14 protein-coding genes are annotated in these 18,536 nt (G+C 58.6%); 8 read left to right on the forward strand and 6 right to left on the reverse strand.

The features are described 5' to 3' along the window. Positions 1-22 precede the first annotated feature (22 nt). The 3 genes from A0251_RS05315 to dctP all read right to left on the reverse strand — a co-directional run bounded on the left by A0251_RS05315 (position 23) and on the right by dctP (position 3,075). Positions 23-1,306, reverse strand: a complete 1,284-nt coding sequence (locus tag A0251_RS05315; protein WP_062816009.1) for a TRAP transporter large permease — start codon at positions 1,304-1,306, stop codon at positions 23-25. A 6-nt stretch (positions 1,307-1,312) separates the two neighbouring features. Further along, positions 1,313-1,888: a TRAP transporter small permease gene (locus tag A0251_RS05320; RefSeq protein WP_062815793.1), complete on the reverse strand. Its 576-nt coding sequence runs from the start codon at positions 1,886-1,888 to the stop codon at positions 1,313-1,315. A gap of 179 nt (positions 1,889-2,067) precedes the next feature. After that, the gene (gene dctP, locus A0251_RS05325) at positions 2,068-3,075 is read right to left on the reverse strand and encodes a TRAP transporter substrate-binding protein DctP (protein WP_369798874.1); all 1,008 of its coding nucleotides are present in this window, start codon (positions 3,073-3,075) and stop codon (positions 2,068-2,070) included. 338 nt (positions 3,076-3,413) lie between these two features. Here dctP and A0251_RS05330 point away from each other — a divergent pair, with 338 nt between their 5' ends. Next, complete coding sequence (locus tag A0251_RS05330) at positions 3,414-4,358, forward strand: tRNA-dihydrouridine synthase family protein (protein ID WP_082810768.1); 945 nt, start codon at positions 3,414-3,416, stop codon at positions 4,356-4,358. Here A0251_RS05330 and A0251_RS05335 read toward each other — a convergent pair. After that, complete coding sequence (locus A0251_RS05335; protein ID WP_062815794.1) at positions 4,312-5,313, reverse strand: MBL fold metallo-hydrolase; 1,002 nt, start codon at positions 5,311-5,313, stop codon at positions 4,312-4,314. The two genes, A0251_RS05330 and A0251_RS05335, sit on opposite strands and share 47 nt — an antisense overlap. Before the next feature lie 290 nt (positions 5,314-5,603). Between A0251_RS05335 and A0251_RS05340 the strand changes: the two genes are divergently transcribed. The 6 genes from A0251_RS05340 (at position 5,604) to A0251_RS05365 (ending at position 14,109) form a co-directional block, all read left to right on the forward strand. Beyond that, a complete protein-coding gene (locus A0251_RS05340; RefSeq protein WP_062815795.1) occupies positions 5,604-5,861 on the forward strand; it encodes a DUF4212 domain-containing protein in 258 nt (85 codons plus the stop codon). A 13-nt stretch (positions 5,862-5,874) separates the two neighbouring features. Continuing rightward, a complete protein-coding gene (locus A0251_RS05345) occupies positions 5,875-7,671 on the forward strand; it encodes a sodium:solute symporter family protein (protein WP_062815796.1) in 1,797 nt (598 codons plus the stop codon). Between the two features lie 192 nt (positions 7,672-7,863). Further along, complete coding sequence (locus tag A0251_RS05350) at positions 7,864-9,675, forward strand: DUF294 nucleotidyltransferase-like domain-containing protein (RefSeq protein ID WP_062815797.1); 1,812 nt, start codon at positions 7,864-7,866, stop codon at positions 9,673-9,675. 35 nt (positions 9,676-9,710) lie between these two features. Further along, positions 9,711-10,322, forward strand: a complete 612-nt coding sequence (locus A0251_RS05355; protein WP_062815798.1) for a 3'-5' exonuclease — start codon at positions 9,711-9,713, stop codon at positions 10,320-10,322. A gap of 57 nt (positions 10,323-10,379) precedes the next feature. Further along, positions 10,380-10,595, forward strand: coding sequence for a hypothetical protein (locus A0251_RS05360; RefSeq protein WP_062815799.1), 216 nt, complete (start codon positions 10,380-10,382; stop codon positions 10,593-10,595). Positions 10,596-10,629: 34 nt separating this feature from the next. Continuing rightward, on the forward strand, positions 10,630-14,109 hold the full coding sequence (locus A0251_RS05365; protein ID WP_062815800.1) for a hybrid sensor histidine kinase/response regulator: 3,480 nt from the start codon (positions 10,630-10,632) through the stop codon (positions 14,107-14,109). Between the two features lie 141 nt (positions 14,110-14,250). Here the strand turns inward: A0251_RS05365 and A0251_RS05370 are convergent, their stop codons facing one another. Both A0251_RS05370 and acs read right to left on the reverse strand, forming a co-directional pair. Continuing rightward, entirely contained in the window at positions 14,251-14,907 is a 657-nt protein-coding gene (locus A0251_RS05370; RefSeq protein WP_062815801.1) for a response regulator transcription factor, read from the reverse strand. Between the two features lie 169 nt (positions 14,908-15,076). After that, a complete protein-coding gene (acs, locus tag A0251_RS05375; RefSeq protein WP_062815802.1) occupies positions 15,077-17,026 on the reverse strand; it encodes an acetate--CoA ligase in 1,950 nt (649 codons plus the stop codon). Between the two features lie 199 nt (positions 17,027-17,225). On the opposite strand from acs, the gene A0251_RS05380 reads away from it, so the two are divergent. After that, positions 17,226-18,419 carry a DcaP family trimeric outer membrane transporter gene (locus A0251_RS05380; protein WP_062815803.1) on the forward strand — a complete coding sequence of 398 codons (1,194 nt, stop codon included), beginning with the start codon at positions 17,226-17,228 and terminating at the stop codon, positions 18,417-18,419. Positions 18,420-18,536: the final 117 nt, after the last annotated feature.

The following is an 18,536-nucleotide window of genomic DNA, read 5'->3' on the forward strand; positions in this document are numbered from 1 at the left end:
CGGGTCGTTGTCCGGTGCCTGATCAGAGGAAGAAAAGGTCACGTAGAAACAGGGCAATTTGCGGGAAAAAGATGACCAGCACAGTGGCACCCAGCAGCATTGCCACAAAGGGTGGCGTTCCCTTGATGACTTCCCAGTAAGGCCGCTTGAAAATGGCGATGGCGGTGAAAATGTCGCAACCGAAAGGTGGGGTGGCCGAGCCGACGGCCACCATCATGGTGATCAGGATTCCCACATGTACCGGGTCCAGTCCCGCAGATGCCACGGCGGGCGCAAAGATCGGGGTAAGAACCAGAATGACCACGATGGGGTCCACGAACATGCAGGCGATAAAGAAAGCCACCGCGATAGCAGTGAGGACACCGATCGGACCGGCTTCATTGATACCCAACGTGCCGAGAATGGTTTGCGGAATCTGGGCAAAGGAAATAATCCAGGAAAAACCGTTGCCCACCGCTACCAGGATAAATACCACTGCGGTGATCAGGCCCGTGGATTTGGCGATGGCATAGATATCCATAGCCTTGAGAGAGCGAAAAATAACGAACTCCAGTATCACCGCATACAGGACGCAGGCCGCAGCGGCTTCCGTGGGACTGAAAATGCCGCCATAAATCCCTCCGACAATGATGACCGGAAAACCCAGAGGCCAGAGCGCCTTGCGTACTGAAGAAAGGCGTTCCCCCCAGCCGGCTTTCGCTTCTGTGGGCACGTTCTGGGTGTGGGCGTAGATCACACAATAGATGGAAAAAAGCAGCAGAATCAGCAGGCCCGGACCGATCCCGGCGATGAACAATTCGGCAATGGAGGTGCCGGTAATGACACCGTAAATAATCATGCCGATGCTGGGCGGGATCAGAAAGGCAATGTCGCTGGCATTGATAATCAACGCCAGGGTAAAGGAATCCTTGTAACCCGATTCCAGCATCCGCGGTCGGAGCGGTGAGCCCACAGCCACAACCGTGGCCTGAGTGGAACCGGAAACCGCGCCAAACAGCGTGCAGGAGGCCGCGGTGCTGACCGCCAGGCCGCCTTTGATATGGCCGATAAAGGCCATCACCATGTTGACCAGACGATTGGCCGACTGACCGCGTGTCATGATGTCGGCGGCGAGAATGAACATGGGGACCGCTATCAGGGCGGTGGGACGAATGCCGGCCAGCATTTGCTGAATAAAGAAGTCCATTCTGTCGAAGCCGTCGAACATCATCACGAAGCCAACCACGGCGCCGACAATCAGCGGCACCATCATCGGAAACCCGAACAGCAACAGCGCCAGCATGACGAGAAACATGATCCAGGCCATCATCCGTCAGATCTCCGTTTCCTGCTCGTCATAACCATCCAGCACGGTGGTGGACAGATAAACGTCTCGAGAGAAAATATTTTTTATCCCGGCCATGAAGTACTGAATACCGGTGACCGTGAGGCCGACCGGCACCCAGAGATAAATCAGGTAAATGGGGAAACCCAGGGTCGGTAGTACCCGGCCGGTGCTGTACACGGAATGGATGTAGCTGACCGAGTACCAGCACAGGAAAAACATGATTGCTGAGGTAACGAAACTGATCAGAATCATCATCAGCCGACGGATGTTTGTGGGGAAGATGTCGTAGATGGCAGACATGCGGATATGCCTGCCATGGCGGGCTGCATAGCCCAGTCCGGCGAACGTGATCATGACGATCAGGATGCGGTTGACCTCTTCGGAAAAATGCAGGCTTTCACCGAGCAGAAAACGGCCGACCACGTTTGCCACCGTATTGATGGCCATGAGCAGGACCCCGGTGGCAAGGATGATGGCTTCGACTTTGGCGATGCCGTTGTCGAGTGTGCCGAGAAACCCGGGCAGGGAGGATTTCTGTGGAGAGGGAGCCTCATCGTTCATGATTGCATCCTTCTGCAATGGCCGGTTTAACGGATCATCCTGATCCGTACCCCGGCTGGTCGTGGTGCGGGTTTGGCCGGGGAAACCCGTGAAATCATTTTTGCGTTATTCAGGGCTCCGGAGAGAGATGTTGCCGGGGCCGCCCATACAGGTGCAGGCCCCGGCGAGTCATTCCCTGTCTATTCGCTTTCTATGGCTTGAAGATCGGCCTTGAACTGCTCAAGCAGCTTGGCGCCGCTCTCGCCGGTCATCTCCACGAAGCGCTCCTCCACCTGTGGCGCACGCTCCCGGAATGCCTGGCGCTGTTCCTTGGTGAGACGGGTAACGGTGACCTCGTCGCTGTCTTCAAGAATCTTGTCGAGCATTTTTTCGCCAAGGCCGGGTACGTAATTGGCGATATGATCAAAAGCATGCTCAGTGGCGTCATGTACCAGTGCCTTGTCCTCTTCCGACAGGCCATTGAAGAATTCCTGGTTTGCCATCATGGCGGTGGTGAACTGGTTATGACCGGTGAAGATAAGATTCGGGGAGACTTCATAAAGCCCGCCGGACTGGATCCAGAAAATAGGGTTTTCCTGCCCCTGGATAATATTGGTCTGCAGGGCGCCATACACTTCCCCCCAGGGCAGGGGCGTCGGTGTGGCTCCGAAGGCCTGATAGGTCTCGGAAAGCAAGGGGTTGGTCATGGTGCGGATGTTCTTGCCCTGCAAATCCTCCGGCGAGGTGATCGGTTCGTCGGCGGTAATGACCACTTCCCCCTCGGGATACATGGTCAGCAGTTCAAGACCCTGTTCGGCGTAGAGTTTGGGAAACATCTCGTTGATGGCCTTGCTTTCTTCAAAGAAAGTAACCACCTTTTCAGACTCCACCGGCAGCAGGTAGGGGATAAAGAAAATTTGTGCTTCCGGGATCAGGGAACCGGTAAAGCCCGGTGACTGGTTGACGAATTGCAGTACGCCCGCCTGGGTCAGTTCCATGATGTCATCGGATTCACCGAGCTCGCCAAAACGGTGAATCTGGACTGTATGCGCCGAGTTTTCCTCGATATATTCCTTGAATTTGTAGGCGAACACATCCTGCACATCACCTTCGTATTCTTCGTGGGCATAGCGCCAGTTCTGTCCCTGTGGCTCGGCGCTGGCGGCGGGTTCATCAGCGTTATCGCTGCATGCTGCCAGTGTCGCCATCATCACCGTGGCCGCGACGGCGCCTGCGAGTGATCGAATGGTCATGGTGTACCCTCACTATCTGGTTGACGGAAATTTCCCGCAAACAATGTTCGCAAACTCTTCCATTTTTTACGGACATTGTGGTTTACCTTGGCAAAGGAGAAACCGAAGTGCAAGAAACCGGGTCGCGTTTGTGATTTCCGGATAATGCCTGTGGCGGAGCCATGTGGTGGGTTCCGTAAAGCGGTTTTCGCGGTATGGAAGCCGCTGGTGCAGCGCGCAACGCGGGACCGCGCGGGGGATTGGCAAGAAATCATCACGGCGTGTCGGGGTGCCTTTCTGCTAGAATCGCCGCCATGAAACTCATCCTTGCGCCCATGGAGGGCCTGGCGGACTTCTGGGTTCGCCAGGCCCTCACCGATGTGGGTCATTACGATTGGTGTGTCAGCGAATTTGTCCGCGTCAGCGGGCTGTTACTGCCACCCAAGGTGTTCTATCGCTGGTGCCCGGAGCTCAAGAATGGCTCGCGCACCCGGGCGGGAACCCCTGTGCATTTGCAATTGCTGGGCTCTGACCCTGCTTGTGTGGCAGAGAATGCGGCCCGGGCGGTGGAGCTGGGGGCGCCGGCCATCGATCTGAATTTCGGTTGCCCGGCGAAAACGGTGAACCGCCATCGCGGTGGGGCAGTGTTGTTGGACGACCCGGAGCTGGTGCACGCAGTGACCGCCGCCGTGCGTCGCGCAGTACCTCCCTCCATTACCGTCTCTGTGAAGATGCGGCTGGGTAATGAAGAAGATGCGCTGGCGTTGGACAATGCGCGAGGGGTGGAAGCCGCGGGCGCGGCCTGGTTGACGGTGCACGGCCGGACCAAGCGTCAGGGTTACCGCCCGCCGGCCTACTGGGATCGCATTGGGCACATCCGCCAGGTGGTATCGATACCGGTTATCGCCAATGGGGAAATCTGGACGCCGGAGGATGCCCGGCGCTGCCAGCAGGAAAGCGGTTGTGTCGATTTGATGATAGGCCGTGGAGCGGTGGCAGACCCGTGGCTGGTCAGTGCTTTGCGGGATGGTCGCGCCACGCGCTGGGAGGATATCCCGCCGGTGCTGAGCCGGTTCCTGGCCGATGTGATCGGCACCGGGACCGATGCCCAGGTGGCGGGGCGGGTCAAGCAGTGGCTGAGCTACCTGCGTCGGCAGTGGCCCCAGGCCGGGGCGTTGCTGGAGCAGGTCAAGCGGGAATCCGACCCCTTGGCTATGGCCCCGTTTCTGTCGGCGGCGCAGCAGGCGGTGTCAGCGTAAACGGCTGGAACGGCGGCAGCACGAAAAAATCACCGTCGTGACGATCCGCCATGGCACGGAACGATGCATCCAGGTTGTCCATGGCCCAGGGCAGTGGTGCCACATCGTCACGCAGTTCCGCGAAAAAATCATCCCAGTGCACGGGGATCACCGTGTGCGCTCCCACCGCCTGAGCGGTTTCTTCCATAAATGCCTGTTGATAGGCCTCACTCTGTTTGCCCAGGCTGGCGCTGGCCAATAGCGCATAGTCGGCCTGGTAGCGATCCAGTTCCCCGGGCTGCATGCCTGCACTTCCCTGAATCAGCAGGGTTCCCGCCGGATGGCTGACGACCAGTCCGTAGCTGGTGCCTTCTTCCCAGGCCCCCAGGGGGGCTGGCGGGATCACCGGTTCGGTGACCTCTCCCTTGCCGGTCCAGTTTTCAATGGCTTGTGGCAAGGGCACGTGGCCGGCAGGAACGAAGTAGAGTGTGAAGTCCCCGAATCGATAGGGGTGGTGAGTCTGCACCGTGGTGATGCGCGCTTCTGGTAAGCCGCCACCGCGCCCCACCATGGCGGTGGACGCGGATCCCAACAGCTGGGCGCCGGTCCGTTGCGCCACCAGGGGGGAATCCATGGCATGGTCGAAATGGGTGTGCAGTACCGGGATGGCATCCAGTTTACGGATACCTGCCTGTTTGAGTGCGTTGTCGATACGTTCCGGGTTCGGCTCGATCAGACCAAAAAGCTGGGGGATGCTGACCCGGGAAAAGTAGCCATCGGTGAGCAGGTGGGTGGTGCCGTCGCTGATCAGTACGGTGCTGGTACCAAGGAAGGTCAGGGTCACGTCACCGGGTTGGGCCGGGGGATGCGGCTCGGCAACAGGCCAGTGATCCCGGGAGGGGGATAGCTGGAAAGACACAATGATAGCTATCGCTGCTACCAGAAGGGCGCCGATCATCCATCGCGCAATTTTCATGGGACATCCACTGTTGTTCTGTTGAAAGGCCGTTCCGGACCAGGGGCGCATTTTAACGCATAAGCGCCATTCTGACAGGGAAACTGCCGCGATAGATGGCGGTCTGTCGCAAAGTCCCGGTCGTGCCCACGGATTTTCCCGTCAGCCTTGTCTCCTCCCCATCCCCTCTGTCTTTCCGGGCTTCGACTAAAGTCATACTGTGCCGCCGATGCCCTTTGGCTAGTCTTGATAGCGAGCCTATCCCGATATTGCGGATAGCCCGCTACAACGAGGACGCAGAGGGACGAGTAATGAAAGAAGAAAATGCCCGCGCCTATTGGGCTGCCAACCTGCGATTGATTTTGACCTACCTGGCTGTCTGGTTCGCCGTCTCCTATGGCTGCGGAATCCTGCTGGTGGATGAACTCAATCAGATACAGTTTTTCGGATTCAAGCTGGGTTTCTGGTTTGCGCAGCAGGGAGCCATCTATGTGTTCCTGGTGCTGATCATCATGTATGCGCGATCCATGAACAAGCTGGATCGTAAATTCGACGTCCACGAAGACTGAGAGGGGTAAGATTATGGATGTTCAAACACTCACCTATCTCTTTGTGGGCGGTTCCTTTGCGCTTTACATCGGGATTGCGATCTGGTCGCGAGCCGGATCAACCAAAGACTTTTATGTGGCCGGTGGTGGGGTGTCTCCCATTGCCAACGGCGCAGCAACGGCAGCGGACTGGATGTCCGCCGCCTCGTTTATTTCCATGGCGGGGATCATTGCCTACGCCGGTTACGATGCGTCGGTCTACCTGATGGGGTGGACTGGCGGTTACGTATTGCTGGCCATGTTGCTGGCGCCCTATCTGCGAAAATTCGGCAAATTTACGGTGCCGGATTTTATCGGTGACCGCTACTACTCCAATGTGGCGCGAACCGTGGCAGTGATCTGCGTGATCTTCGTTTCTTTCACCTACGTGGCCGGGCAGATGCGTGGTACCGGTATCGTGTTTGCCCGTTTTCTGGAAGTGAATGTCAATACCGGTGTGGTGATCGGTATGGCCATCGTTTTCTTCTACGCGGTGCTGGGCGGGATGAAAGGGATTACCTACACCCAGGTGGCCCAGTATTGCGTGTTGATCTTTGCTTTCCTGGTGCCGGCGGTCTTCCTGTCCATCATGATGACTGGCCATGTGCTGCCGCAGACCGGTTTCGGTGCCACCGTGCTGGATGCGGCCGGTAACGATTCCGGTGTCTATCTTCTTCACAAGCTGGATCAGGTGGTCACTGATCTGGGCTTTACGGCCTACACCGATGGTTCCAAATCCACGGTTGACGTGTTCTTTATCGCGGCTGCACTGATGTGTGGTACCGCCGGTTTGCCCCACGTGATCGTGCGCTTCTTTACCGTGCCTCGGGTAAAGGATGCCCGTATCAGTGCCGGTTGGGCGCTGTTCTTCATCGCCCTGCTGTACACCTCGGCTCCGGCGGTGGGTGCCTTTGCCCGGCTTAACCTGATTGATACGGTTCACCAGACCCAGTATGAGGAACTGCCGGAATGGTTCTATAACTGGGAAAACTCCGGGCTGATCGGCTGGATGGACAAGAACGGTGATGGCGCAGTGCAGATGAGTGCCGGCGCAGCCTTTGAAGGCAAGCCCACTTTCGCCGGCAGCCGTGCCGAAGTAACCGGTGCCTATGGCGAGCGTGTACTCACCAATGCACCCAGCGATAACGATGCGGAAGTGTATATCGATCGCGATATTATCGTGTTGGCAAACCCGGAAATCGGCAATTTGCCAGCCTGGGTCATCGCCCTGGTGGCGGCCGGTGGGGTGGCTGCGGCGCTATCCACTGCAGCAGGTCTGTTGCTGGTAATTTCCAGTGCCATTTCCCATGACTTGCTGAAGAAAACCCTGAAGCCGGATATTACCGAGAAGCAGGAATTGTTGGCGGCCCGTGGCGCAGCGGTGGTGGCGATTTGTATCGCCGGCTACTTCGGCATCAATCCGCCGGGCTTTGTGGCCCAGGTGGTGGCCTTCGCCTTCGGGTTGGCAGCGGCGAGCTTCTTCCCGGTCATCCTGATGGGCATCTTCTACAAGCGCATGAACAAGGAAGGGGCCATTGCCGGCATGCTTACCGGGCTTGCCTTTACCTTCTCCTATATCGTCTATTTCAAGTTCGTGTCCCCGGAGCTGAACAGCGCCGAGCACTGGCTGCTGGGTGTCTCTCCGGAGGGTATTGGTACCGTCGGCATGCTGCTGAACTTTGCCGTGGCCTTTGCTGTTTCCCGGGTGACGGCACCGCCGCCGGAGCATATCCAGCATATCGTGGAGGACATCCGTGTTCCGCGTGGTGCCGGTGAAGCTGTGGCGCACTAAAGAAAGACGTTGAGCCAAGCCGGTGTGGAAACAGTCAGTCCGCACCGGTTTTGCGCTTTCTGAAAGAATAGAGGAGAGTGAAAAGTTGAAAGTTTAACGTTGAAACGCGGGCAGAGCATTTCTGTTCCTGTCGCGCCATCTCCGCGCTTTTACGCTTTGACCTTTCACCTTTTCACTAACCGGTCCGCCGCCATGATTGAACAGGAACTCGACCAGTATCCGTTCAGCCTGCTGGGAACAGCAGGCCGACATCGCCTGCATCAGGGCACGGATCTGTCCTATTACGAGCCCGGTGACATTATTCTCGAGGCGGCCAGTCCCAGTGACTATGTCTATGTGGTCCACAAGGGCAGTGTGGCAGAGCTGGATGTGAAGGCTCCGGATGGGCGCAGCCAGGTGGGGGTGTATGCTGCCGGGGATCTGTTCGGTGCCATCAGTGTGCTCAATGGCAAAAGCCGTTACCGTTTTCGCGCAGAGCAACAGACCCTGTGCCATCTGATTCCCGCAGCCCTGTTTCTGGAGTTATGCGACAGTGAGCCGGAGTTCGGCCGCTTCTTTCGCCAGAGCCTGGCGGAAAAAAGCCAGCGCCTGGCGGAGCGACGGGAAGGTGGTGTCACCCTGGCCGGGTTCATGCTGGCGCGGGTGGATCAGTGCATGCGCGAGCCGCTGGTCATGGCCGCCGACGGTACCCTGCGGGATGCGGTGACGGCGCTCAAGCAACATGGTGTGGACAGCGTGCTGATCCACAGTGATGACGGCTTTGCCATTGTCACCAAAACCGATCTGCTGACCGCCCTGGTGCTCAACGAGCAAAGTGCCGATACCCCGCTGGACGCGGCGGCAGAGCGGCAACTTGTCACCGTTCGCCCGGACGATTATCTGTTCACCGCGCTGACAAGCATGACCCGCCACAAGGTGGCACGGGTGGTAGTGATGGCGGGCGAGCAGGCGGTGGGGGTGGTGGAGCTCACCGATGTGCTCAGTTTCTTTTCCAGCCGCTCCTATGTGGTGGGTCTGGAAATCGAGAAGGCCGAATCCCTGGACGAGTTACGGCTTGCCAGTGAACGGTTGCCGGAACTGGTGGAAGCGCTGATGGCCCAGGGCGTGAAAATGCGCTTTGCCATGGAGCTTCTGGCTGCCCTTAACGGGCGCATCATGGCCAAGGCGTTTGCCATGGTGGTGCCGCCTGAACAGCACCAGGCCTGCCTGATCATCATGGGCAGTGAAGGGCGCGGGGAGCAGATCCTGAAAACCGACCAGGACAATGGTCTGATCCTGGCGGATGATCAACACTGGCCCCGCTGCGAAACCGATGCCCGGCGTTTTTCTGAAACCCTGCTGACCCTGGGCTATCCCCCCTGTCCTGGCAAGGTGATGGTCTCCAACCCGGAGTGGGTGGGTAGCCTGAGTCAGTGGCAGCGACGAATCCATGGCTGGGCGGCGGATGTGGGTGGCGAGGGACTGATCCGCATTACCACCCTGGTGGACGCCCATTGCGTGGCCGGGGATAACCGCTTGCTGGATAGCGTGCGCACGGCACTGTTCGACCGTTGCAGCGATGATGATCTTTTCATGGCCCACTTTGCCCGGCCGATCCTGCAATTCGCCACGCCATTGAACCTGTTCGGTTCCCTGAAAAAGCCCCAGCACGGTATCGATATCAAGAAAGGGGCATTGTTTCCGGTGGTTCATGGTGTGCGTGCCCTGGCCTTGCAGCACCGCATCTCAGAAACCTCCACCCTGGCCCGGCTGGAAAAGCTGGTGGCGATGAAAGTGTTGGAGCCCGGCTTTGCCGAGGACCTGGGGGAAGCCATGGAGCTGTTCAGTGAGCTGCGCCTGAATCATCAGCTCGAACATCTGCATGGTGATGCCATGAACATACCCGACAACCATATCGTGGTGCAGCGGCTGTCATCCCTGGAGCGAGACCTGCTCCGGGATGCCCTGCATCTGGTCAGTGATTTTAAACAGCGCCTGTCCCGTCGTTTCCATCTGGAGTACTGAGAATAGCCATGGGTGCAGGCAGGAGGATAAAAGGCATGCTGAGGCACTGGCGACGTTATACCGATCGACATCGTCACGGGCAGGGGCCCTTTGCCCATCTTTTTATGCCCTATCAGGGCGATGAGGTGATGGCCATCGACTGTGAAACCACCGGGCTGGACAGCCGCCATGCGGAGCTGGTTTCCATCGCGGCGGTGCCGGTGAAGCAGGGGCGGGTGCTGAGTAGCCAGGCGCTGGATATCAAACTGCAAGCGCCGGACAGTCTGGAAGGCAGTTCCATTCGTATTCATCGTTTGCGGCCGGTCGATCTGGAGGAAGGAGAGTCCGTGGTCGCAGCGCTGGAGCAGCTGCTGGATGTGATCGGCAATCGTCCCCTGGTGGGCTGGTGCGTGGATTTCGACGTGGCCATGATCAACCGTTACCTGCGGCCTCTGTTGGGCTTCGATCTGCCCAATGCCACTATCGAGCTGTCCAGCCTGTATCAGAAAAAAATGCGTCACTGGAAACCGGAACTGGAGCCGGACCTGCACTTCGATGCCATGGCCGCCGCCCTGCAGGTACCGGTCATGGAGCGGCACACCGCCCGCGGCGATGCGGTGACGGCGGCGTTGATGTACCTGCAGCTGCAGAGACCCGTGATGAATTAAGTTGGCGCTTTGCCAGGAAGGCGCCAACGGATTGCGGAAGAGATAATGGAGAGGAATATGCTCTACGCCGAAAAAGTGGCCTTGATCGCCGGTCTCTGCATCGTGCTGTATGCCTACCTGCGTTACTGGCAACGGACCCGGGACACCCGCGGGCTGCTGATGTTCTGGCGGCGGGAAATGACACTCACTGCGAGTGAATTCAAGTGGCAACGGGCCGGCGTCGCCCTGTTGCTGGTCGCGGTGGTGCTACGCTTCGTCCAGGCGTTGCTATAAGCTGAAATCTGTATCCGTTTAACCGGGAGCGGCGGTGTTTTCATTGTGGCAGTTGAGCGGCCTGGCACTGGGGTATGTGCTGGTGCTGTTCGTGATCGCCTGGTGGGGTGACCGGGCGGCTCGACAGGGCGGCTCGACAGGGCGTAAAACCTTTCAGAATGCCTGGGTCTACAGCCTGGGACTGGGCGTATATTGTACCTCCTGGACCTTCTATGGTGCGGTGGGTGAAGCCGCCCAGAATGGCTGGAATTACCTGCCTATCTATCTCGGTCCCATCCTTACCGTGCTGCTCGGTGGTGCCCTGATCTACAAGATGGTCACGGTGGCCCAGCAGCATCACATTACCTCCATCGCGGATTTCCTGGCGGCCCGTTACGGCAAGTCCCGCCGCCTGGCCGTTCTGGTTACCCTGGTGGCAATCATTGGTGTGCTGCCGTATATCGCCCTGCAGCTGAAAGCAGTCACCCTGTCATTCGATTACGTGCTCAAGGACTCCGCGCAATACGATATGGATACCGCGCTGGTGGTGGCGGTACTGATGGCGGTGTTTACCCTGTTGTTCGGAACCCGCCATATCGATACCACGGAGCACCAGTCCGGTTTGATGCTGGCGGTCAGCTTCGAGTCCTTTATCAAGGTGGTGGCCTTCGTGTTGCTGGGGCTTTACTGCCTGTACTTTATTTTCGACGGCCCCCTGGATATGTGGCAGCAAGTGGCGCTGCAGGATGACGTTTTCCAGATTTTCGAGCCCACCCTGTTTTCCCAGAGTTTTGTCACCGCCTTGCTGTTGTCCATGGTGGCGATCCTGTGTTTGCCGCGTCAGTTTCATGCCGGGGTCGTGGAAAACAACGATCTTCGGCATTTACGCACCACCCGCTGGCTTTTTCCGCTGTATCTGCTGATGTTTGCGGTCTTTGTGCTGCCCATCGTGGTGGCCGGCGTCATCACCCAGCCTTACCTGATAGGTCAGGCGGACACCTACATGCTGTCGCTGCCCATGGCCCAGGACAATTCGACCATGTTGATGGTGTCGTTTATCGGCGGCATCGCGGCGGCAACCGGTATGGTGATCGTGTCCACGGTGTCGCTGGCCATCATGCTGACCAACGAAGTGTTGCTGCCGCTGTGGTTGCAGTCGCGGCTTCATGAGCGGGACCAGCTGGCCGGGCTGAGCCGTCAGCTCCGGTTTCTGCGTCGCGCCAGTATTCTGGTCTTGCTGGGCCTGGCCTTTGCCTTTCATACCCTGATTGACCGCTTCGATGGCCTGGCCAGTATTGGCCTGTTGTCCTTTGCCGCTGTGGCGCAATTCGCGCCGTCGCTGGTGGGGGCCTTGTACTGGCGCACCGGGCACAAGCAGGGGGCCTTTGCCGGGTTGGGTTTCGGGTTTCTGCTGTGGTTCTACTGCCTGTTGATGCCGGTCATTCTGCCGGTGGAGTGGGTGCAGACCCTGAACGAGCGGGGCCTGTTGGGGCTGGGACTGCTGCGTCCCCATGCCATGTTCGGCATTGAGGGGCTGGAACCGTTGACCCATGGGGTGTTCTGGTCCCTGTCGGTGAATCTGGCGGCGTTTATTTACTTCTCCCGCCGCGCCCATCATGACGCCCTGGATGAGGCCCAGGCAGCCCGGTTTGTGGACATGCCCATGGACTGGTGGCGCGAAGGCATTGGTCACCCGTCCATCACAACCGCGGAACTGCTGGAAGTGTGCAAGCGTGGGCTGGGCCATCCCCGGGCCGAGCCTTTATTCTTCGACTACATGCGCCGTCGCAACGTGTCCGAGCAGCTGGCGTTGCCGGCGCCGTTGCACCTGGTTCGCTATGTGGAGCGGCTACTCGCCGGCACCATGGGCGCGTCCACGGCGCGAATCGTGATGAGCACCCTGCTACGCAAGCAGAACAGCCGCCATGACGATGTGGTGCGAATGATGGATGAGGCTTCCGAGCTGATCCAGTTCAATCACCAGCTGTTGCGCACCACCATCGAAACCATCAGCCAGGGTATCTGCGTGGTGGATCGGCAGATGCAGGTCGTGGCCTGGAACCAGGCCTACGTGAAACTGTTCGATTATCCGGACGGGCTGATCCGGTTGGGTCGCCCCATCGAGGACGTGTATCGCTATAACGCGGAGCGTGGCTATTACGAGGGCGGGAATCTGGAAGACGATGTGAGCAAGCGGGTACAGCTGTTGCGCGAGGGTCACTCTCACCAGTTCGAACGTGAGTTGCCCAACGGCATCGTTGTGGAGGTGCGCGGTACGCCCATGATGGGGGGCGGTTTTGTCAGTACCTACATGGATATTACCGAGCGCAAGCGTGACGAACAGGCGCTTCGCCAGATCAACGAAAGTCTGGAAAACCGGGTTGCCGAACGTACCCGCAAACTTACCGAAGTGAATGAGAAACTGGCCCGGGCCAATGATGGCAAGACCCGGTTTCTGGCCGCCGCCGGCCATGACCTGATGCAGCCCCTCAATGCCGCCCAGCTGTTTACCTCGTCGTTACGCCAGCAGCTGGTGAAACGTGACGGTGAAAGTTTTTCCCGTGAAGTGGATGTGCTTGGTCATATCGACACCTCCTTGCAAGCCGCCGAACAGATCATTTCGGCGCTGATGGAAATCAGCAAGCTGGATACCGGCACCATGCCCACGCATGTGCATCCGTTGCGTCTGGGCAGTTTGATGGCCCCGCTCAACCAGGAGTTTTCTGCCCTGGCCGCCGCCAATGGTTTACGTTTGCGATCGGTGATCTGCGAGGCGGTGGTGGAGACGGATGAGGGGCTGTTGCGGCGAGTCCTGCAGAACCTGCTGTCCAATGCCATTCGTTATACCGAACACGGTCGCATCCTGTTCGGCTGCCGTCGTCAGCACAATGCCATACGCATTGAGGTGTGGGACACCGGCCCGGGGATTCCCGATGATCAGCACGAACAGATTTTTCGGGAGTTCCAGCGCCTGCCGCAACAAAGTCGAAAGCCGGTTAAAGGGCTGGGCTTGGGGCTGGCCATCGCGGACCGGATCTGTCGATTGCTGGGGCACCGGTTAACGGTCCGTTCCTGGCCCGGTAAAGGTACGGTGTTCAGTGTCACTGTGCCGCTGGCCAGCGGCGAATTGCCGCCGTTACTGCAAGAAGCGGAAACGGCCAGCAAGGGCATTGAGGGTTTGCGGGTGTTCTGCGTGGATAACGACCCGGCATTGCTGGCCAGTCTGGTGGCGGCCCTGGAGATGCTCGATTGCGACGTGGTAGCGGCCAGCGGTCTGGATGACGCCCTGCAAAAAGCAGTCAACAACCCGGCCCCGGATGTGCTGCTGGTGGACTACCAGCTGGATAATGAAGACGGCTTTGCGGTGATCGAAGGGCTGGACAGCTGCTGGGAAGACGTGGTCCCCGCCATCCTCATGACCGCCGACCGCAACCCCCACGTCCGAGAGCGCGCGGAAGAGCAGGGGGTTGGTTTCCTGCAGAAGCCGTTGACGGAGGGGATGCTCAGAAGAGCGTTGGAGCAAATTAATAGTTAATAATGAATAATTAATAACGCGCGATCAGAAATTCTCGCTTTCTAAAATGCATGAGGCCGCGCCCAGTCTTTGAGCGCGGCCTCATGCGGTCCGGCTGTGACTACCTTTCGCGCGCAACTATTAATTATTCATTATTAACTATTAATTGCCATCCACCCCCTGCGGTTCAATCGCCAGGTCCTTCAATGCCAGCACCGCCTGGGTGCGGTTGCGCACTCCCAGTTTGCGGAAGATGGCGGTCATGTGGGCCTTGATGGTGGCTTCCGAGATATCCAGTTCGTAGGCAATCACCTTGTTCTGCATGCCTTCCATCAACATGCCCATGACCCGGAATTGTTGTGGTGTCAGGCTGGCGATGCGCTCGCTCATGCCAGAGTGATCGGGCAGGGTAGGGGGCATGGCCCGGCGGGCGTGTTCGGGAAGCCAGCGTTCGCCAGCCATGATCTTGCCCATGGCGTCGGTCATGGTTTCGATGGAAGCGGATTTGGGGATAAAGCCGTCGGCGCCAAAATGAATGGCCCGTTGAATCACATCAACACTTTCCGTTGCGGAAATCACCACCAGCGGCACCTTGCGATACTGTTCGCGCAGGTAGACCAGCCCGGAAAAGCCATGGGTGCCCGGCATATGCAAATCGAGCAGAATCACATCGAAGGGAATGGCCTGTTGCCCCAGCGTCTCCAGAGTCGCCAGAGAGTCGGCTTCATGGATGGTGGCATCGACAAAGCTGGCGGCTACCGCCTGTTTCAGGGCAGCGCGGAAAAGGGGATGGTCATCGGCTATCAGTATTGTTGTCATGGCCCCGATTTAAGCATGAAAGAAAAAAAGATGCTGCCCTTTGGAAGACCCGCAGGGCAGCGTGGGAAAAACAGGAAACAACGGGTTCCCTTCAGCATAAATCTCTGGCCGTGGTGCATGGGTGCTGAGTGCGCGCAGGTCCGTTTCAGCGCCCCGGCGCACCTCTCACTCACCGATTGACCCGGGTTTCCACCAGGCTTGCCACCACCGCCGGATCCGCCAGGGTGGAGATGTCGCCGAGGCTGTCATGTTCGTTGGCGGCCACTTTTCTGAGGATGCGACGCATGATCTTGCCGGAGCGGGTTTTCGGGAGCCCGCCAGTGAAATGGATCAGATCCGGGGTGGCGATGGGGCCAATCTCCCGGCGTACCCACTGGCGCAATTCCTGGAGCAGTGCATCGCTGGCCACTTCCCCGTCATTGAGGGTCACATAGACATAGATGCCTTGCCCCTTGATGTCGTGGGGGTATCCCACCACCGCTGCCTCACACACCCTCGGGTGGGCGACCAGGGCGCTTTCCACTTCGGCAGTGCCCATGCGGTGACCGGACACGTTGAGCACATCATCCACCCGGCCGGTAATCCAGTAGTATCCGTCTTCGTCGCGGCGGGCACCGTCCCCAGTGGTGTAGTACCCGGGGAAGCTGCTGAAGTAGGTCTGTACGAAACGTTCGTGATCGCCCCACAGGGTGCGGGCCTGCCCGGGCCAGCTGTCGGCAATGACCAGGTTGCCTTCGGCTGGGCCGTCCAGCAGGTTGCCGTCGTTGTCCACCAGAGCCGGCTGGATGCCGAAAAAGGGCAAGGTGGCGGCGCCGGGTTTGGCCTCGGTGGCCGCCGGGAGCGGACAGATCATGATGCCGCCGGTTTCGGTCTGCCACCAGGTGTCCACCACGGCCGCCTGGCCTTTGCCGACCACATCGTGGAACCATTGCCAGGCAGCCGGATTGATGGGCTCACCGGCGGTGGCCAGGATCCGTAATGTATCGCGCTTGCTGCTCTGGCAGCAGTGATCGCCGCCGGCCATCAGAGCGCGGATGGCGGTGGGGGCGGTGTAGAGAATTTCCACCCCGTAGCGATCGATGATGTCGCCCACCCGCTGATCATTGGGATAGTTGGGCACGCCTTCAAACATCACACAGGTGGCACCGTTGGCCAGCGGACCATAGACCAGATAGGTATGCCCGGTGATCCAGCCCACATCGGCGGTGCACCAATAGACCTGGCCGGGGTGGTAATCGAAGGCCAGCTGATGGGTCAGTGATGCATAGACCATGTAACCACCGGTGGTATGCAGCACCCCCTTGGGTTTGCCGGTGGATCCTGAGGTGTAAAGAATGAACAGGGGGTCTTCCGCATTCATGGCTTCAGCCGGGCAGTGGCTGTCGCTTTGTGCCTGCTCTTCCGCATAGTCCAGATCCCGGCCCGGTTGCCAGTGGACGTCATTGCCCACGTGGCGGACCACCAGAACCTTTTCCACCACACCAGTGCCATCCTGTCGCAGGGCCTCATCCACGTTGTCCTTGAGGGGCACCGGTTTGCCGCCACGCCGTCCGGCATCGGCGGTGATCACCATTTTGGCGCCACAGTCTGCAATGCGACCGGCCAGGGCATCCGGAGAGAAACCGGCAAACACCACGGAATGAATGGCACCGATGCGGGCGCAGGCCAACATGGCGAAAACCGCTTCCGGGATCATCGGCATATAGATCATCACCCGGTCGCCCTTGCCGACGCCCTGGCGCTTGAGGGTATTGGCAAGTTGGCAAACATGCAGATGGAGTGCCTGGTAGGTGATTTCCCGGCTCGGCAGGCCAGCTTCATCCGCTTCCCAGTACAGGGCGACAGCGTCTCCATTGGCGGCCAGATGACGGTCAATGCAATTGCTGCTGGCGTTGAGTTCGCCGTCATGGAACCAGCGAATATGAACGTCATCCGGATGGAAACGGGTGTCGCGAATCTGCTGCGGTTCGCGTACCCAGTCGATTCGCTGGGCCTGGCTGCGCCAGAATCCGACGCTGTCCTGCAGACTCTGTGTGTAGAGAGACTGGTAGTCGTTGGCGTCGATCCAGCAATGGGATTTCAGAGCGGCTTTTACCGGCACGCGTGCACCCGTTTCCATGGGACTTCCTCACTGAAGTGATGCGGTTGTTATCAAGGATGCTTCCAGTGTGCGAAAGCACGGCGGTGCCCTGAATTAGACCTTGGTCTTAAGGGAAGACAGCCCCTTTTCGACCTATGGCTAATAGTTGTGCGCTCAGGGGCCGAGCAAGCTGTTGATGGAGTGACTTACGTGTTGATGAAAACAAGAGGGCAGGGCCATGACAGCAATAAAACCCAAGTACCTGTGTGCCGCCGTTCTATTTGCCCATGCGGGTATGGCGGGTGCCGCTACCCTGGAGGAGCGGGTAGCCGAGCTGGAAAACAAACTGGAACACAGTGGCGGAAACAGCCAGATCACCTTTGGTGGTTTTATCAAAGCTGACACGATCTACAGCAAATACAGCGATGGTGAAGAAGCATCAGCGGCGATCGGTGAGGACTTTATGGTGCCTTCCACCATTCCTGTGGCGGGGGAAGAGGGCTCCGGCAAGCTGCATATGCATGCCAAACAGAGCCGCTTCTGGCTGAAGAGTGTTACCCGTACTCCGGTGGGGGATGTGAAGGGCCATATCGAAATCGATTTTCAGACCACCGGCCTTGGTGACGAGCGTATTACCAATAGCTATGCGCCACGTATTCGCCATGCCTATCTGAGCTGGGACAAGTGGTTGTTCGGACAGACCTGGTCCACCTTTTTCAATGTCAGTGCGTTGCCGGAAACCCTGGATTTTGTGGGTGCTGCCGGCACCGTCTTCGAGCGCCAACCGCAGATTCGTTACACCAGTGGCCCGATCATGCTGGCCCTGGAGAACCCCTCCACGACGCTCTACGGCGGCACGGAAAATCCCTACGACGATAATGGTGTGCCTGATGTGGTGCTGCGCTACAACCTGACCGGAGACTGGGGCAATGTGAGCCTGTCCGGCATGGGGCGTGAGCTGGCCTACCAGGACAACATCGGTGGCCAGGACCGGGACGAGAGCGAATATGGCTACGGACTGGCACTGGCAGGCAAGATGATGCTGGGCGAGATGGATGATGTACGCTTCCAGCTCAATTACGGCAATGCCATTGGCCGTTACCACACCCTGAATGCATTCCGCTCCGGGCAAATTGAAGCGGATGGCGATATCGAGCTGATTGATCAGTGGAGTGCGGTACTGGCCCTGCACCACAACTGGAATGATCGTTGGAGGTCGAACTTTGCGGTGTCCATGAGCGAAGCGGATAACCCGGAGACTGTGGCCGGCACCACCAACGAAACCGTCCAGAGCGCCCATGCCAACCTGATCTGGCAGGTGGCAAAGCCCCTGTCATTGGGGGGAGAGCTGATTTATGCCGAACGGGAAACCGAAGCCGGTGACAATGGTGATCTGAAGCGTGTGCAGTTCACTGCCAAGTACGCGTTTTGAGAATGGCGCTTCGGTTGAGGTGTTGGAGCCATGTCGGCATGGCGAAGCTTGCTGGGGAACGTGGAAGGTTCGCCTTGTGAACAAGGCTCCAACGGTAAAGTCTGAAGGGCAAAAAAA

Origin of the sequence: Alcanivorax sp. NBRC 102024 (assembly GCF_001602235.1) — a bacterium.
In the GTDB taxonomy this organism is placed as follows: Bacteria; Pseudomonadota; Gammaproteobacteria; order Pseudomonadales; family Alcanivoracaceae; genus Alcanivorax.

Excerpts from the sequence above, each read along its gene's own strand:
- A0251_RS05315 (WP_062816009.1), bottom strand. The coding sequence starts at position 1,306 with ATGGCCTGGATCATGTTTCTCGTCATGCTGGCGCTGTTGCTGTTCGGG.
- A0251_RS05320 (WP_062815793.1), bottom strand. The coding sequence starts at position 1,888 with ATGAACGATGAGGCTCCCTCTCCACAGAAATCCTCCCTGCCCGGGTTT.
- dctP (WP_369798874.1), bottom strand. The coding sequence starts at position 3,075 with ATGGCGACACTGGCAGCATGCAGCGATAACGCTGATGAACCCGCCGCC.
- A0251_RS05330 (WP_082810768.1), top strand. The coding sequence starts at position 3,414 with ATGAAACTCATCCTTGCGCCCATGGAGGGCCTGGCGGACTTCTGGGTT.
- A0251_RS05335 (WP_062815794.1), bottom strand. The coding sequence starts at position 5,313 with ATGAAAATTGCGCGATGGATGATCGGCGCCCTTCTGGTAGCAGCGATA.
- A0251_RS05340 (WP_062815795.1), top strand. The coding sequence starts at position 5,604 with ATGAAAGAAGAAAATGCCCGCGCCTATTGGGCTGCCAACCTGCGATTG.
- A0251_RS05345 (WP_062815796.1), top strand. The coding sequence starts at position 5,875 with ATGGATGTTCAAACACTCACCTATCTCTTTGTGGGCGGTTCCTTTGCG.
- A0251_RS05350 (WP_062815797.1), top strand. The coding sequence starts at position 7,864 with ATGATTGAACAGGAACTCGACCAGTATCCGTTCAGCCTGCTGGGAACA.
- A0251_RS05355 (WP_062815798.1), top strand. The coding sequence starts at position 9,711 with ATGCTGAGGCACTGGCGACGTTATACCGATCGACATCGTCACGGGCAG.
- A0251_RS05360 (WP_062815799.1), top strand. The coding sequence starts at position 10,380 with ATGCTCTACGCCGAAAAAGTGGCCTTGATCGCCGGTCTCTGCATCGTG.
- A0251_RS05370 (WP_062815801.1), bottom strand. The coding sequence starts at position 14,907 with ATGACAACAATACTGATAGCCGATGACCATCCCCTTTTCCGCGCTGCC.
- acs (WP_062815802.1), bottom strand. The coding sequence starts at position 17,026 with ATGGAAACGGGTGCACGCGTGCCGGTAAAAGCCGCTCTGAAATCCCAT.
- A0251_RS05380 (WP_062815803.1), top strand. The coding sequence starts at position 17,226 with ATGACAGCAATAAAACCCAAGTACCTGTGTGCCGCCGTTCTATTTGCC.